15 protein-coding genes are annotated in these 16,502 nt (G+C 65.4%); 13 read left to right on the top strand and 2 right to left on the bottom strand.

Going from position 1 to position 16,502, the window contains the following annotated elements; genetic code table 11:
• The first annotated feature begins 46 nt into the window (after positions 1–46).
• Positions 47–508 (top strand): hypothetical protein, encoded by a 462-nt coding sequence (locus CJ014_RS24505; RefSeq protein WP_133121932.1) that lies wholly within the window; start codon positions 47–49, stop codon positions 506–508.
• A 232-nt stretch (positions 509–740) separates the two neighbouring features.
• Positions 741–1,469, top strand: a complete 729-nt coding sequence (locus CJ014_RS24500) for a type 1 glutamine amidotransferase (RefSeq protein WP_100083135.1) — start codon at positions 741–743, stop codon at positions 1,467–1,469.
• A 277-nt stretch (positions 1,470–1,746) separates the two neighbouring features.
• On the opposite strand, the gene CJ014_RS24495 is transcribed toward CJ014_RS24500, so the two are convergent.
• Positions 1,747–2,337, bottom strand: coding sequence for a TetR/AcrR family transcriptional regulator (locus CJ014_RS24495; RefSeq protein ID WP_100083134.1), 591 nt, complete (start codon positions 2,335–2,337; stop codon positions 1,747–1,749).
• A gap of 109 nt (positions 2,338–2,446) precedes the next feature.
• On the opposite strand from CJ014_RS24495, the gene CJ014_RS24490 reads away from it, so the two are divergent.
• The gene (locus CJ014_RS24490) at positions 2,447–3,658 is read left to right on the top strand and encodes an MFS transporter (RefSeq protein WP_100083133.1); all 1,212 of its coding nucleotides are present in this window, start codon (positions 2,447–2,449) and stop codon (positions 3,656–3,658) included.
• A 244-nt stretch (positions 3,659–3,902) separates the two neighbouring features.
• Here CJ014_RS24490 and CJ014_RS24485 read toward each other — a convergent pair whose 3' ends face one another.
• On the bottom strand, positions 3,903–4,493 hold the full coding sequence (locus CJ014_RS24485) for a LysE family translocator (RefSeq protein ID WP_100083132.1): 591 nt from the start codon (positions 4,491–4,493) through the stop codon (positions 3,903–3,905).
• A gap of 642 nt (positions 4,494–5,135) precedes the next feature.
• Here CJ014_RS24485 and CJ014_RS24480 point away from each other — a divergent pair.
• The 10 genes from CJ014_RS24480 to CJ014_RS24435 all read left to right on the top strand — a co-directional run.
• Positions 5,136–5,345 (top strand): hypothetical protein, encoded by a 210-nt coding sequence (locus tag CJ014_RS24480; RefSeq protein WP_100083131.1) that lies wholly within the window; start codon positions 5,136–5,138, stop codon positions 5,343–5,345.
• Positions 5,346–5,524: 179 nt separating this feature from the next.
• The gene (locus tag CJ014_RS24475) at positions 5,525–7,243 is read left to right on the top strand and encodes a phospholipase D-like domain-containing protein (RefSeq protein ID WP_100083130.1); all 1,719 of its coding nucleotides are present in this window, start codon (positions 5,525–5,527) and stop codon (positions 7,241–7,243) included.
• Between the two features lie 104 nt (positions 7,244–7,347).
• Positions 7,348–8,349, top strand: a complete 1,002-nt coding sequence (locus CJ014_RS24470; RefSeq protein WP_100083129.1) for a LacI family DNA-binding transcriptional regulator — start codon at positions 7,348–7,350, stop codon at positions 8,347–8,349.
• A 47-nt stretch (positions 8,350–8,396) separates the two neighbouring features.
• Positions 8,397–9,746, top strand: coding sequence for an ABC transporter substrate-binding protein (locus tag CJ014_RS24465; protein ID WP_245427622.1), 1,350 nt, complete (start codon positions 8,397–8,399; stop codon positions 9,744–9,746).
• A 1-nt stretch (position 9,747) separates the two neighbouring features.
• The gene (locus CJ014_RS24460; RefSeq protein WP_100083128.1) at positions 9,748–10,689 is read left to right on the top strand and encodes a carbohydrate ABC transporter permease; all 942 of its coding nucleotides are present in this window, start codon (positions 9,748–9,750) and stop codon (positions 10,687–10,689) included.
• Positions 10,682–11,524: a carbohydrate ABC transporter permease gene (locus tag CJ014_RS24455; RefSeq protein ID WP_100083127.1), complete on the top strand. Its 843-nt coding sequence runs from the start codon at positions 10,682–10,684 to the stop codon at positions 11,522–11,524. The genes CJ014_RS24460 and CJ014_RS24455 overlap by 8 nt, the downstream gene beginning before the upstream one ends.
• A 22-nt stretch (positions 11,525–11,546) precedes the next feature.
• Complete coding sequence (locus CJ014_RS24450; protein WP_100083126.1) at positions 11,547–12,728, top strand: glycoside hydrolase family 172 protein; 1,182 nt, start codon at positions 11,547–11,549, stop codon at positions 12,726–12,728.
• Between the two features lie 9 nt (positions 12,729–12,737).
• Positions 12,738–13,805, top strand: a complete 1,068-nt coding sequence (locus tag CJ014_RS24445; RefSeq protein WP_100083125.1) for an ABC transporter ATP-binding protein — start codon at positions 12,738–12,740, stop codon at positions 13,803–13,805.
• A 299-nt stretch (positions 13,806–14,104) separates the two neighbouring features.
• Positions 14,105–15,304 (top strand): Fic family protein, encoded by a 1,200-nt coding sequence (locus CJ014_RS24440; protein WP_100083124.1) that lies wholly within the window; start codon positions 14,105–14,107, stop codon positions 15,302–15,304.
• A gap of 822 nt (positions 15,305–16,126) precedes the next feature.
• Positions 16,127–16,502, top strand: a 376-nt coding sequence (locus CJ014_RS24435; RefSeq protein WP_165790978.1) for an IS110 family transposase, incomplete at its 3' end; no start/stop codon positions are given.

Below are 16,502 nucleotides of genomic sequence, written 5' to 3'. Positions count from 1 at the left end.
GCAGCCCCCGCCGTGACGGCGCCTCGCGAGAAGAGTTCGGAAATTGGTGCGCAACTACGTGATCTCCTGTGAAGCGCGGCGGCTCGCGGCCCAGGCGTGGGACAGGCTCAGGGGCCGCGAGACGGAATTCGGCAAGGACGAGGCCATCGCGCTCTTCGCGGCGTTGCGCCCCGTCGACGAGAACTTCTACCACTACAACATCTGCAAATTGCTGTTCCGGCGGGGCGACGGCGAGTTTGCCTCGTTCGGCGACTGCAAGTTCGGCCCCACCCAGTTCATCGTCGCCCAGGGCTACAGATGGGGAAAGGGCGTGGCGCCCAACCTCGACCTGGCGCGGCGGCACTATCGGCTGGGCTTCCGCCTCGGCAACATTCCCTGCTTCCTGGCCCTGTTCAGCATGCTTGCCGTGCGCGACAAGCTCAAAAGCCTCATCGCCATGCTGGTGCAGTCCGTCGGCTTCGTCTACCTGAAGTCCAGATCGGAAGACGACACGCGGATCATGTACTGAGCGCCTTGACGGCCGCCCGGATTCCGGGAATATCATCGCCCATGACCGCTTCCCGGGCTTCCCTCGACGCGCAACAACAACCCGGTCCGCCGGCGTCGGCCGACGTGCGCGCTGAGCCTTTTGCGGTTCCGGGACAAGCTCTCCGTTAAATCCGCAAGACCAGCCCCCGCCAAGCCTCGCCGACAGCCGTCCGCGAGGCTTTTTCGCATCCGCCGAACAAGGAACCCAAGCCATGCGCATCCACTTCGTCGTCCACGAGTCCTTCGAGGCCCCCGGCGCCTATGAAACCTGGGCGGCGAGCCGCGGCCACACGGTCGGCTACTCGCGCGTCTATGCGGGAGAGGCGCTGCCGGCCTCGCTCGACGGCATCGACCTGCTGGTGGTGATGGGCGGCCCGCAGTCGCCGGCCACCACCACCGCCGAATGCCCGCATTTCGACGCGGCGGCCGAGAAGGCGCTGATCGCCAGGGCGATCGCCGCCGGCAAGGCGGTCGTCGGCGTCTGCCTCGGCTCGCAGCTGATCGGCGAGGCGCTCGGCGCGCCGCACCAGCACAGCCCCGAGAAGGAGATCGGCAAGTTCCCGATCACCCTGACGCCATCAGGCCTCGCCAACGACAAGTTCGCCCATTTCGGCCCGACGCTGGAGGTCGGCCACTGGCATTCCGACATGCCGGGCCTGACGCCCGACGCCGTGCTGATCGCCAAAAGCGACGGCTGCCCGCGCCAGATCGTCGAATACGGCAAGCTGGTCTACGGCTTCCAGTGTCACATGGAATTCACGCCCGAGGTGGTCGAACTGCTGATCGCCGCCTCGGAGACGGAACTCGCCACCCTCGCCGCCCACACATACGTCCAGCAGCCCGACGCCCTGCGCCGCAACGACTACACCGCGATGAACGCGGCGCTGTTCGTGTTCCTCGACAAGCTGGCGAGCGACTACGCGGCGCAGGCGGACAAGTGAACTACGGACGGCGCCGGCCGGGATGCTCCGCCCCCGGCCGCTCCAGCCCTATATCCACCCCTCGCCCCTTCCGGCCCGAGGTCCTATGCCTTCGCACAGGAATGACACCCTATGGGGAGGGGAGGCAAGGATGGAGAGCGATGCGCTATCCGGCTGTTTCCTATATATAAATTTGTCATCCTATGCGAAGGCATAGGACCTCGGGCAGAATGGAACGAGCGGCAGATATAGGTCTCTCCCACTCCGTTCGCCTCTCCTCTTGAAGGCATACCGCACCCTATTCGCCATCCTCCCCCAGCACCTCCTCGATCAGCCCCGCCACATACGCCGCGTCCGGGGTCGCGCGGCTGAACAGGATGCGGTAGATCACCGGCGCGATCACCCGGTCCATCAGCACCGCCGTGTCGGGCGGCCTGTCGCCGCGGGCCAGCGCCCGCGCCCGGATGATGTCGAGCTGCCTGGAGGTATAAGCCGAGCAGACGCCGGCGTTTTCCAGCCGGTCGGCGCCGAGCACCTCGCGCAGCATGGCGCGGCCGGGCTCGGAGGCCATCTCCTCGGCATATTGCTCGAGCCAGCCCTTGAGATCGGCCCGCCAGTCGCCGCTGTCCGCCGGCTCGGCGTCGGGGCGCAATTGCTTGACCGCCACGTCGGACAGCAGTTCGGCCAGCGTGCCCCAGCGCCGGTAGATGGTCGACGGCGTCACCCCGGCCCGCGCCGCGATGGCCGGCACGGTGAGATCGGCCGCGTCGCCTTGCCGCTTCAGCTCCTCCACCGCCTTGAAGATCGCCGCCTGGATGCGGGCGGCGCGGCCGCCGGGCCGTGGCGCCGCCTGGGGCCCCTTGCCGTTATCCTGTTGTTTTTGATCCATGTCCCGACCAGTCGCGGTCCCTCGGCCGCCACTAAAGCAAAATATTTGCTTTTACCGGCCTCCTGCCGTATAAACGCAAACTCTTTGCTTTTATCACGGAACCATAGCCATGGCCACCCGCCCGGATATCGTCGCCGCCGCCACCGGCAAGCGCTCGGGGCTGGCGCTGCACGCCGTCACCCTCATCGCCTTCCTCGCCGCCTCCAGCGCGCCGACGCCGCTCTACCCGCTCTACCAGGCGGCCTGGGGCTTCTCCGCCCTGACGATCGCCGTGGTGTTCGCCGTCTATGCCGGCGCGCTGCTGATGTCGCTGCTGTTCCTCGGTTCGCTCTCCAGCCATGTCGGGCGGCGGCCGGTCATCCTGCTGGCGCTCGCCCTCGAGATGCTGGCCATGGCGGCGTTTCTCCTGGCGCGGGACAGCGCCTGGCTGGTCGCGGCGCGCCTCGTCCAGGGGGCGGCGACCGGTCTGGCCACCACGGCGCTGGCCGCCGCCCTGCTCGACCTCGACCACAAGGCCGGCGCCACCATCAACTCCATCGCCCCGATGATCGGCATGGGCGTCGGCGCGCTGGGCTCCGGCCTGCTGGCCGGGGTCGCGCCCGCCCCGTTGCGCCTAGTCTATGGTCTGCTCGCCGCCGTCTTCCTGGTGCAATTGCTGCGCAGCCTGCGATCGCCCGAGACGGCGCCGTCGCTGTCGGCCGGCAAATGGTCGCCGCGCCCGCGCATCGAGGTGCCGCCGGCCGCCCGCAAGGCCTTCTGGCGCGTCGCCCCGCTCAACGTCGCCATCTGGGCGCTCGGCGGCTTCTTCCTGTCGCTGATGCCGTCGCTGATCCGCGACATCTCCGGCGGCGCCTCCACCTGGCTCGGCGGCGGCGCGGTCGCCGCGCTGACCTTTGCCGGCGCCGTCGCCATCCTCGCCTTCCGCAACCGGCCGGCCAGCGCCGGGCTGACGGTCGGCGGCCTGACGATCGCCGCCGGAACCGCCGCCATCCTTGCCGGCGCCTACCTGCGCCAGCCCGTCCTGCTGATGGCCGGCGCGCCGATCTCCGGCATCGGCTTCGGCGCCGGCTTCCTCGGCGCCCTGCGCAGCATCGTCGCCAGGGTGACGGCCGGGCAGCGCGCCGGGCTGATATCGGCCTTCTACTTCGAAAGCTACCTCGCCAACGCCCTGCCGGCGATGGTCGCCGGCTACGCGGTCCGCCACGCCGGCCTGATCGAAACGGCCACCCTGTTCGGCGCCTTCATCATCGCCCTGTCGCTTCTGTCGCTCGCCCTGCCCCTCCCCGCCTGCCCGCAGCGCACGGCGGAACAGGGGGCGTGAGCGAGGCGGCGGCGGCGGATATCGGCCCCTCGCCCTTTTCGGCCCGAGGTCCTGCGCCTGCGCGCAGGATGACAACCTATACCTGCATCCGCTTATATAACTCTGTCGCTCACTGCCTGAGGAGGGACGATCTATGTAATTGTTTCCTATATATAATTCCGTCTTCCTATGCGAAGGCATAGGACCTCGGGCAGGACAGAGCGCGCGGCGAATATAGAGCAATCTCTCCACCGGGCGCATCCACCTAAAGGAACGCCGCCAGCACCGACACCACCAGCAGCGCCGCAAAGCCGAGGTTCACGAGCCGCCCCACCCGCGGGTTGGTCACGGCGCGGGCGAGCAGTGAGCCGGCGGCCAGCCAAGCGACGTTGACGGCGGCGATCAGGACGAGCAGCAGAGCCCCCTTCAGCACCTCGTCGGCCACCGGCCGCCCCGGCATCAGGGTGTAGCGCGACACCACCGCCGCCACCGCCACATAGGCCTTGGGGTTGGTCAGCGACAGCATCACCCCCGCCGAAAGGCCGGGTTCGCGGCCCGGCGCTTCGGCGGCCCCCATGGGCGGCGCCGTGGCGATCCGGAAGGCGAGGTAGAGCAGGTAGGCGCTGGCCGCCAGCGTCACCACCGGCGCGATGCCGGGGTAGGACAGGATCACCGCCCAGAGGCCGGAGCCGACCAGCGCCACCACCACGACCATGCCGAGGTCGAGCCCGATCATGTAGGGCACGCCGCGACGCGTGCCGAAGGCCGCCCCCAGCGCGGCGAGGCTCAGCGTGTTGGGTCCGGGGCTGCCGACCAGGGCGAGCGAGGTCAGGAGAAACAGCGGCGTGGCGTCCATGGGGCCTCCGGTCGCGCGGCCCCCGAAAGTCCCTTGAACCGCGCCGCCCGTCAATGCCGCGCATGCGGTACTCCCCGATGCTGTTCGGGGACAGACGTCGAGGGGATGAAAAGGAACCACCCAGATCACCCGACGCGACGGCGCCCGATATCCACCCCTCGCCTTTTTCTGCCCGAGGTCCTACGCCTTCGCGTAGGATGACAACCTATAGATAGATTATCTATTTGTTTCTATTATATAATTCCGCCACCCCACTTAAGTCGCTCTCCGCTTAAGGTGACGACCCATATATCTGCCTTCACGTGTATAACCCTGCCATTTCCTACCCAGGATGGCGACCTGTTCACCCCAAGGGACGACCACCCAGAAACGACCCATATAATTGTTTCCTATATATAATTCTGTCATCCTACGCGCAGGCGTAGGACCTCGGGCAGGATAGAGCGAGCGGCCGATATAGCGCGCCTCCGATCCCCCGCAAGCTCTCCGGCCGCTGTCCCACGAGCAAGCGATTCCCCGCTCCGAGAGCATCCAACCGATCACGTTTCCTTGCCCCGGGGAACCTTGCCCGCCACGAACGGTTTGTTACCCGATGGCCGCCGGGCGTCTGCCGGCGACTTCCCGATGCAAAGGAGATCGCAGATGTCCAATCTCCAGAGAACCCCGGTGGAAACGCTCCACCACATCGCGACCTTCGCCGAGCAGATGTCGCAGCAGGCCCAGCGCGGCGACCTGCCGTTCATCGCCTATCTGCTCTCCATGGCGAGCCAGGAGGCGCGCGCCGAGCTGAAGAAGGCCGGCTTCCCGATGCCGCCCGACCAGGCGGTCCGCGCCGACAATATCATGCAGTGACAAGGGCGGGGCGGCGCGCCCGGGACCGCCCGGCCAGCAAATACTTTTGGTTGTCGTTCCCTTGATGTATGATCGCGTGATTGAGGGGTCAGCGCGCATCATCGAGCGTCTTCCTGCATGCCTCATCGGATGGAACCCCGAAGCCCGGCTCGACCAGATGCGCGTCAACGGGGGCAATCATGGGCATCGAACTTGTCGTGCATGCCGGCGTGGATAGCGCCTTCATCGCCTGGTCATCTCCCTTTGTCGCCGAATGCCGCGGCTTTGCCTTGCGGCGGCGGATCAGGCGGGCGCCCGGCAGCGCCACCAGCCCCAACACCATCACCGAAACCGACGCCGACGGCTTCCGCGAGGAGATCGTCGCGAGCTGGGTCGGCTTCGCCGACGGCCCGGCGGTGGCGGAGGGCACGCGCCGGCCCACCACCGAGTGGCCGATCCAGAAATATCTCTGGTCGGACTTCGCCGTCGCTCCCGGCGACGAGGTGGCCTATCGCGTCATCCCCATGGTCGGCCCGGCAACGGCACTGACCGAGGCGGTGGATCAGGCCTCCGGCTGGAGCGCTCCCGTCGCCATCGGCGCCGAGACCGACGGCGGCGCCTCCTGCTTCTTCAATCGCGGCATCGTCGCCAGCCAGTGGCTGGCCCGCCTGCTGCCCGACGAGAAGCCGTCGCGCAAGCTCGAAAAGGAGATCGCCACCCCGGAGAGCCGCATCCGGCGCTTCCTCGCCGGCGCCATCCGCGACGAGCTGGTGCGCCTGCTGACCGAGGCGGCCGGCACCAAGGCGCACGTCTACGCCGCCCTGTTCGAGCTCGACGATCCCGAGCTCGTGCCCCTCCTCAAGGCGCTGAAAAAGCGGGCGCATATCGTGCTCGGCAACGGCAGCGTCAAGAAGAAGGGCGAGGACGAGAACGCCGACGCCCGCGAGGCGCTCGGCGGCGCGGACCTGCACGACCGGATGAGCGCGCCCCGGGCGCTCGCCCACAACAAGTTCCTCGTCCTCTGCGACGCCGACAAAAAGCCGCTCGCCGTCTGGACCGGCAGCACCAACTGGACGAAGACCGGCCTCTGCACCCAGGCCAACAACGCCGTGCTGATCCGCAATCCTGCCCTCGCCCGCTTCTATCTCGACCAGTGGCAGGCGCTGGCCGACGCCGGCGACGCCACGCCCAACGCGCTCGCCACCGCCAACGGCACGCCGCGAAAGGCCGACAAGCGCACCACGCTGTGGTTCACGCCCTTGCGCGGCGGCCTCGATCTCGAACAGGCCGGCGCGCTGATCGCCGCGGCGCAACACGGCATCCTGTTCCTGATGTTCAACCCCGGCCCGCGCGGCACGCTGCTCAACGACATCATCGAGCTCGCTTCGCCCGGCAGCCCCCACTACAAGCCGGACCTCTACATCCAGGGCGTGGTCAACCAGAACCCCGGCACCGACAAGAACCCGGTGGTGCTGTTCAATCGCGGCGAGCGCATCGAAGCCAACGCCGACGTGGTGCTGCCGGCGGCCATTCCCGGCCCGCTGAAATACTGGAAAAAGGAACTCCTGAAGCTGCCGAAGTCGCACGCCATGGTCCACAGCAAGGTGGTGGTGATCGACCCCTACGGCGACAAGCCCGTGGTGATGACCGGCTCGCACAACCTCGGCCCCAGGGCGAGCGGCGTCAACGACGAGAACTTCCTGATCGTCGAGGGCAACGGCGCGCTGGCCAGCCGCTACGCCGGCAAGATCATGGAGATCTACGCCCAATATCGCTGGCGGCAGTCGGTCCAGAAGCAGGACGGCAAGCCCCGCTGGTCCGGCCTCGCCGACGACGACAAATGGCAGATCGCCGACCCCGCCACCCCCTACGACAAGCGCCGCCTGCGCGAGCTGGACTTCTGGTTCGGCCGGGGCTGAGGCCGGCGCCACCGTCCCCGACATCGGCCCGCAAGACGGCGCCCATTGTTGGACCGATTGCAAATCGATTTGCAAATCGATTTGCAACATGGTACTGAAAACGCATGACGACGATTTCGAAAGTTGCAGAGCTGGCCGGGGTGTCGCGGACCACCGTCTCGCATGTGATCAATCATGCCGAGCGTGTGTCGCCGCAGTTGAGGGCAAAAGTGTCGGCCGCCATCGCCGAGCTTGGCTATCTGCCCAATTCGCAAGCCCGCAGTCTCAGGACCGGACGGACCAATGTGATCGCGGTGCTCATCCCGGATATCCTCAACCCCTTCTATACCGAACTGGTCAAAGTCGTTCAGGGGGCGCTCGAGCAACTTGGTCTCGATGCGCTGATCTTCAACACCGACGTGCCCGGCGGGCGTTCCCAGGCGCATGGCGACCAATACTTGCGGCAGATCAGCCAGCGCGGCGTCGACGGCCTGATCGTCGGCGATTTCGCGCTGCACGGCATGCTCGACCGGCTGCGGGAACTGACCACGCCAACCGTCTTCATCGGCTCGCTGCCGGAGCCGATCGTCGATGTGGTCGAGCTGGACGACTACGACGGCGCCGCCCAGATGGCCGAGCACCTGCTGTCCAGGGGACACACGCGCATCGCCGTCGTCAGCGGCCCCGCCAGCTTCCGGGAGGCCGACAGGCGCATCAGGGGCTTTGCCGACGCGCTTGCCAAGGCCGGCCATCCGCTTGATCGCGCTCTTTTGCGGGAGGGAACCTATCTGCAGCCGTCGGGACGCGCCGCCGTGGCCTGGCTGTGCGAGGAGCACGGCGGCGATATGCCGAGCGCGGTGTTCTTCGCCAACTCCCTGATGGCCATCGGCGCGCTGACCGAATGCTACGACCGCGGCATCCGCATTCCCGAGGATATCGCGGTCGCCACCTTCGATCAGGTCGCCCAGTTGGAGGACGTGCGGCCGCGCCTGACGACGGTCGGCAACAGTCCGGCGGAGCTGGGGAGGCGAGCCGTTTCCATGCTGCATCAACGCCTGAACGGGCTAGACGAACCACCACGCAAGTTCACGGTACCCTGTTTTCTGCAAGCATTCGATACTGCCTAGTCTTCACTAGGGAGAAGGCGCGTGGGGCTGGTAACTGGGAGGAAAAAGTGACCAGAAGCACAAGCAACACAGAGAACGAGATCTGCGTTTCGCGCCGTCGGATCCTGCAGGTCGGCGCAGGTCTGGGCGCACTGGCGATGCCCTTCATCAACACGCGCTATTCTTTTGCGGCGGGAGCGCCGCTCAAGTTCTGGCAATTCTACGCGCCGGGCGGCGACGTGCCGGCGCAGTCCAAGTGGTTCGAGGACGCGGTCGCCGGCTGGAACGCCAGCCACGACCAGAAGATCGAACTCGAATACGTGCCGAACAGCGACTACATGAACGGCACCAAGCTCTCCACCGCCTTCGCGTCGGGGCAAGGGCCGGACATCTTCATCGTCAGCCCCGGCGACTTCCTGAGATACTACAACGGCGGCGTCCTGCAGGACCTGACGCCCTACATCGATGCCCAGGCGCAGGCCGACTTCCCGGAAAGCGTCATCGCCAACCGCAAGGTCGACGACAAGATCTTCGGCATTCCCATGGAAGTCGAGCCGATGGCCATGTTCTACTCGATCAAGGCCTTCGAGGAAGCCGGCCTCAACGAGAACGACGTGCCGACCACCTGGGACGAGCTCTTGGAGGTCGCCGGCAAGCTGACGACCGACAAGCGCTACGGTGTGCTGTTCGACACCAACCCCGGCTACTACCAGAACTTCACCTGGTATCCGTTCCTGTGGCAGGGCGGCGGCGAGTTCCAGGGCGCCGACGGCAAGTCGGCGTTCAACTCGCCGGCCACCGTGGAGGCGCTCAAGTTCTGGCAGGATGCGGTCAAGACCGGCGTCGCGCCACGCCAGGTGCTCGGCGGCGGCGGCTTCGCGGCCGCGGCCAATCTCGGTTCGGGCTTTGCCGCCATCCAGAACGTCGGCATCTGGGCCATCGCCGAGATGAACAGCAACGCGCCGAACATGCCCTACGGCATCTTCAGGCTGCCGATTCCCAAGGGCGGCAAATACGTGACGGTCGGCGGCGGCTGGGCCTTCGTGGCCAACGCCCACGGCAGCAACCCCGATGCCGCCGGTGAGTTCTGCGCCTGGGCGCTCGCCTCCATGGACAAGGGCTCGATCGATCGCGTGGTCAACTGGTGCACGGTCGCCAAGTCCGACATGCCGCCGCGCCAGTCGGCGCTTCAGGCCGGCGGCGACGCCTTCCTCGCCGGCAACATGGGCAAGTTCTCCAAGGAGATCTATCCCGGCACCCGCGCCGAGCCGCGCGTGCCGCCGGAAGTCTACAAGATCATCTCCGACGCCATCCAGGAGACCATGCTCGGCGGCCAGGATCCGGCGGCGGTCGCCGAAGCGGCGTCCCAGCAACTCGATGCCTTCTTCGCCGGATACTCCGGGGCGCGGATCCTCTGAGATGGCAAGGACAGCTTCAAATCGGGTGGCGGCGGGTATTCCCGCCGCCGCCGGCCTGACCTCGCGCCAGCGCGAGGCCATCGCCGGTTACTTTTTCGTCCTGCCCGATGCCCTCGGCCTGCTCGTCTTCATCGGCGTTCCGATGATACTGGCGCTGGCCATGGCCTTCTTCGACGTCGACGGCTTCGGCGGCTACCGTTTCGTCGGCATCGGGAACTACCAGCGGCTTGCCGCCGATCCCCTGTTCTGGAAGAGCTTCCGGGTGACGGCGACATACGTGCTCTGGCTGGTGCCGGCGCTCTACGTCAGCGGGCTCGGCCTGGCGCTGCTGGTCAAGCGGACCAATGCCTTCAACGGCCTGATGCGCTGCCTCTTCTTCATGCCCCAGATGGTCAGCCTGGTCGTGGTGGCGCTGGTCTGGCAGGTGCTGGCCGTCGACAAGATCGGCGTGATCCCGAGGCTGGTCTCGGCGCTGGGGCTCGGCAGCTTTTCCTTTCTCGGCGATCCGCAACTGGCGCTGTTCGCCGTCATCTTCGTCAGCGTCTGGTTCCTGATGGGCTTCTACATGCTCATCTTCCTCGGTGGCCTGCAGGACATCCCGAGCGAATATTACGAGGCCGCCCGCATCGACGGCGCCGGCCCGCTGCAATCCTTCTGGTACATCACCTTGCCGCTTCTCCGGCCCACCAGCTTCTTCGTGCTGATCGTGTCGATGGTCGCCGCCGTCGCCGGCGCCCAGACCTTCGATCTCGTCTACGTCATGACGCGCGGCGGCCCGGCCAATTCGACGATGATGACCATCTACTACATCTACCAGCAGGCCTTCCAGTACAACGCCTTCGGATACGCAGGCGCTCTGGCCTCCATTCTCGTCCTGGCGTTGATGGGAATTACGATCGTGCTGTTCGTCTTCACGAGAGGCGGGAGGTTCAACTATGAGTAGGCCGGTTTTGACCTTGAGCCTGCCGCAGATCCGGATCGTTCGCGGCGTGCAGATGCTCGTCGCGCTGATCCTGGCGCTGATGACCGTTTTCCCGCTGTTCTGGATGTTGTCGACGGCGTTCAAAGAGCCTTCGGAAGTCTTTTCCATGACCCTCGTTCCGCAGGCGCCGACCTTCCAGAATTTCGTCTACGTGTTCACCGAGGTCAACTTCCTCCGGTACCTGTTCAACACCTTGCTGGTTTCGGCGTCCGTCACGCTGATCGCCCTGCTGTTCCATTCCATGTCGGGCTATGCGTTGGCGCGGCTGCGCTTTCCGGGGCGCGAAGTCATCTTCATGACCATGTTCTCGACGTTCCTGGTGTCGTTGCCGGTCATCATCGTTCCCCTGTTCATTCTCGTGCGCACGCTCGGCATGTTGAATTCCTATGCCGGACTGATCATTCCCGCCATTTTCAACGCCTTCGGCATCTTCCTGCTCAGGCAGTACTACCTGTCGATCCCCCGCGAGCTGGAAGAGGCGGCGGTGATCGACGGCGCCGGCTATTGGCGCATCTACTGGAGCCTCGTCCTTCCCCTCAGCAAGCCGCTCCTGTCGTCGCTGGCCATCCTGTTCTTCCTGACCAACTGGAACGCCTTCCTGTGGCCGCTGACCATCACCAGCGATCAGGACCTCTGGATGGTCCAGGTCGGCATCTCGGCCTTCAAGGGCCAGTACAGCGCATCCTGGAACTACATCATGGCGGCGTCGACGGTCGTGGCGGCCCCGACCCTGATCCTGTTCCTGATCTTCCAGCGCCAAATCATGGATTCCATCAAAACGAGCGGCCTCAAGTAGGCTGCGCCAAGGAGAGCCTCGAATGTCCAATCTCGGCCTGTCACCGTTGCGTGGCCTTGCCAAGCTTCGCAAGGTAAAAACCCGGCGCTTCTCCAGTTACGACCGGACCGGCGGCAACGATGACCGTATTCACGTCGCGACCGGCGAGACCGTGACCATCGCCGAAGCCGATGGGGCCGGCATCATCACGCACATCTGGGTGACCATTGCCTGCGACAGCCCGCACTACCTGCGCAAGATCATTCTTCGCGCCTACTGGGACGGCGAGAGCGAGCCGAGCATCGAAGCGCCCATCGGCGACTTCTTCGGCATGGGGCATGCGCGGGCGCAGAATTACTGGAGCCTGCCGCTGCAGATGAGCCCGCAGGACGGCAAGGGCTTCAACTCATACTTCCCGATGCCGTTCGGCAGCCACATGAAGCTCACGGTGACCAGCGAGGCCGAGGACGACGTCCAGTTCTACTACTACGTCGACCTCGAGCTGCATGAAAGGCTCGAGGACGACATGGGCCGGTTTCACGCGCAATTCCGCCTGATGCGCCCCGAAGCCGCCGATCAGGCCGGCATGTCCAACGAGGAATTCCTGCTGGGTGGCGTCAACACCGCCCCCGAGGCGAACTACGTCATCCTGGACGCCACCGGACACGGCCATTACGTCGGCTGCACCTACAGCGTCTATTCCCTGCGCCGCCATGCCGGCTGGGACTGGTACGGCGAAGGCGACGACATGATCTTCGTCGACGGCGAGCCGGGCCTATCGGTGCCCGACGCCGGCCGCCGGCCGTTGATCGCCCACGAAGAGGCACATCCGGAACTTCCGTCGCATCCAGAGAGCAGCCCCGACGCCAACGACGCGTGGCCGCCGACCCTGCACGGCACCGGCACGGAAGATTACTTCAACACCTCCTGGTGCCCGAACCAGGACTACAGCGCGCCCTATCACGGCATCATCGCCGGCGGCGGACCGAATTGGGCCGACCCGGTGTCGGTCTACCGGTTCCACATCGAGGATCCCGTCGTGTTCCAGCGCCGGATCCGGGTGACCATCGAGCACGGACATGCCAACCGGCGCGGCGATTCGATCTCGTCGGTCGCCTATTGGTACCAGGCCGAACCTCACAAGCCCTTCGGCGCCTTCCCCTCCTGCCGGGACCGCATGCCGGACTTCCGTGCCCCCTTCGAGACGCGCGGCAACAAGGGATAGGAGCTCAGCATGGCCTCGATCGGTTTGGACAACATCGTCAAGGCATATGGCAGCCTCGAAGTCATCCATGGCGTCTCCGTCGACATCGACGATGGCGATTTCGTCGTCCTCGTCGGGCCGTCCGGCTGCGGCAAGTCGACGCTGCTCAGGATGATCGCCGGCCTCGAGGACATCACCGCCGGCACGCTCAGCATCGGCGGCACGGTCGTCAACAACCTGCCGCCCAAGAAGCGGAACATCGCCATGGTGTTCCAGAATTACGCGCTCTATCCGCATATGACGGTGGGCCAGAACATGGGCTTTTCGCTCAAGCTCGGCGGCGTCCCGAAAGCCGAAATCGGCCATAAGGTCGAAGCCGCCGCCAAGGCGCTGGGCCTCGCCGAGCTGCTCGACCGCTTTCCCGGCCAGTTGTCGGGCGGCCAGCGCCAGCGCGTCGCCATGGGACGCGCCATCGTGCGCGATCCGCAGGTGTTTCTGTTCGACGAGCCGCTCAGCAATCTCGACGCCAAGCTGCGCGTCGTCATGCGCGCCGAGATCAAGTCGCTCCAGGCCAGCCTCGGAACGACCACCGTCTACGTCACCCACGATCAGGTCGAGGCCATGACGATGGCCGACAAGATCGTCGTGATGAACGCCGGACGCGTCGAGCAGATCGGCAGTCCGCTCAAGCTGTTCAACGAACCGGACAACATGTTCGTCGCCAGCTTCATCGGCTCGCCGATGATGAATTTCATCGCCGGCCGGCTGACGGCGGCCGGCGCCGGCCCTGCCTTCGTTGCCGGCGACCTCAGTCTGCCGCTCCCCCATCTTCCGCCCGGCGTGCCGGCGGATACCGACGTCATCCTCGGCATGCGCCCGCAATACTGGCGTCGCGACCCCGCCGGCTTTCCGGCGGAGGTCGAGGTCGTCGAACCGACGGGCTCGGAAACCCAGCTCGAAGTGTCCATGCATGGACAACGGCTCACCGTCGTCCTTCACGAGCAGCTCGACATCCGGCGCGGCGACAGGGTGACGCTCGCGCCGGACTTCGAAAGGATGCTGTTCTTCGACGCCGCCTCCGAACGGCGCATCGGATAGGACAAGTATCTGTTTTATATCACTTTCCTGTCATCCCCGCGAAGGCGGGGACCTCAGGACGAGAGGGTGCAGCGGCCCCTATCACGCTCCATGAAACAGGGGGGCCCGATATCACCCTCAACACCCCCCTCCTGCCCGAAGTCCTCTGCTTTCGCAGCGGAGGGTGGCCAGACGGAGGCGGCCAACAAACCGGCCATCCTTGCGGAAAATTTCTCGCAGCGAAATCTGTAAATATATGATAATCATGGATCTTCAGTGAAGATCGCGGCGGCCAATAAAGCGGACAGGAAGCAGGACGGATGACGATCCCCGACGATGGCGAGACGGTCGGCTTGTTCGAGCCGCTGATGGTCTCGGAGGGCTCCCCCGCCCGCGCCGGTCTGAACGACCTCGCGCTCGATCTCGCGGAGAAGTCGGCCGCCTTTCGCAGCAGTCTGCCCGCTTCGGTCGCCGAGGCGCTCGTCGACCTCGTGCGGGCGATGAACTGCTACTACAGCAACCTCATCGAGGGGCACGATACCCACCCCGTCGACATCGAGCGGGCGCTGCGAAACGACTATAGCGCCGATCCGAAGAAGCGGGACCTTCAGCTCGAAGCCAAGGCGCATGTCGCCGTTCAGAAGTGGATCGACGAAGACGGCATGCCGGAGCCGCCGACGGCTCCGGCATCGATCATCGATCTGCATCGTCGGTTCTGCGAGCTGTTGCCGCCCGAACTCCTTTTCGTCGAGAACAAGGAGACGGGCGAGAAAATCCCCGTTGTTCCCGGCGAGCTGCGCAGGCGCTATGTCGAAGTCGGACGTCACGTCGCCGTCAGCCCCGGCGCGGTGCCGCGCTTTCTCGAACGCATGCACAAGGCCTACAGCCTGCCCGGCAGGATCGAACCGATCCTTGCCTCCGCCTGTGCTCACCACCGACTTCTCTGGGTGCATCCCTTTCTCGATGGCAACGGGCGCGTTGCCCGTCTGATGTCCTATGCCATGCTGCGCAAGGCGCTCGACACGCGCGGCCTCTGGTCGGTGGCGCGCGGGCTTGCCCGGCAGGAGATAGCTTACAAGGACCACCTTGCCGCCTGCGATGCCCTCCGCCAGGGCGATCGCGACGGACGCGGCACGTTGAGCGAGGCAGCGCTTGCCTCCTTCGCGGACTTCTTCCTGCGCATCTGCATCGATCAGGTGGAGTTCATGGAAAGCCTGATGCGGCCGGACCGGCTGCGAGACCGCATCCTGATCTGGGCCGAAGAGGAAATGCGGGCGGGAGCGCTGCCTCAGAAATCCGACGTCGTGCTGAAGGCGGTGCTCTATCAGGGACAGATCGAGCGTGGGGAGGTCGAAATCATCCTCGGCACGAGCGACCGCACGGCGCGGCGGATTACGTCCGCACTGCTCGAAGCGGGCGCATTGTCCTCGGCATCGACGCGGGCGCCGCTCAGGCTGGCCTTTCCGGCCAAGTTCGCCGGGCGCTGGATGCCGGGGCTGTTTCCCGAGCAGGCTGCGTGATGCTCGATATCCTGTCCGCGATCAGAGCCTGAAAAAACCGTCGGCTGCCGAATACGTGAAGGGGGCAGTCTGATCCGTTACGGCGATGACTGGCTTGTCGAGCGCATGATGTCGTGGATAGCTGAGACCAGTAATTTGGGGGCCGCCAAGCAGATCACGCCGGATGAATTCGAAGCGCTGATCCGCTAGGGCATTCGCCGAGAAATTTACAAGACTTGGCCACCCGACCTGGGAGCCCGATAATCCCCTCATCCCCTTCTCGTCCTGAGATCCTGGCCTGCGCCAGGATGACAGCACTATACGAAGGGGAGCCCACCTAGCAGATTGTTTTGTATCACTCTCCCGTCATCCTGGCAAAGGCCAGGATGACGGCTTGATAGGGAGGGGAGACAGATCGGAAACCGCGAACCACCCCCAGGTTAAGCTCCTGTTCTATATCCATTTCCTGTCATCCCCGCGAAGGCGGGGACCTCAGGAAAGTGGAGCTCCCTGGCCCCTATCAAGCTCCAGAAAACAGAGGAGCCCGATATCAACCTCACCACCCCATCCTGCCTGAGGTCCCCGCCTTCGCGGGGATTGTTCGTTTGCGGTGGGGTAAGGTGGAGGCGGCCTCTCCGGCTGGTTTGACGACCCCGGAGAGGCCGGTGGCAGGCGACCGGGCGAGGATCGGGTTTCACCCGTTGTCATCAAGGCTCCCTGCCATCTTCCATCATTCGCTTGGAGAGTTGATGGGGCCTCCGGGGCCTGACCCTTGCCGATCAGACCCACGCCCGAGAACAATCCGAAGCTCATGGTGGTCCAACTTGGGAAGGATAGCACACCATGCCGACTTTGACGAAGGCACCCGACATCGTTCTGGGCTTCGACGTCTCCAAGGACACGCTGACGGTCTTTGAGGCTCGCTCCTCCTCACCCTGTCCGAAGCCTTGCGTCATCGACAATACCGCCGCCGCCATCCGCCGCTTTCTCAAAAGCCTCGGTCGGATCGACCTCGCCGTCTGCGAGCCGACCGGCGGGCATGAGCATGTCCTTCTGGTCGAACTGATGGCAGCCGGCATTGCCTGTCACCGGGTGGATGCCTTGAAGGTCAAGGCTTTCATCCGCTCCTTCGGCACCCTGGCCAAGACCGACGCTCTCGATGCCGAGGCGCTGGCCCGCTACGGACGGGACCGCTGGGATCGGCTGTCCCTCTTTCTGC

Origin of the sequence: Pleomorphomonas carboxyditropha (genome assembly GCF_002770725.1) — a bacterium.
In the GTDB taxonomy this organism is placed as follows: Bacteria; Pseudomonadota; Alphaproteobacteria; order Rhizobiales; family Pleomorphomonadaceae; genus Pleomorphomonas; species Pleomorphomonas carboxyditropha.
This window is presented reverse-complemented; position numbering and strand designations above follow the sequence as displayed.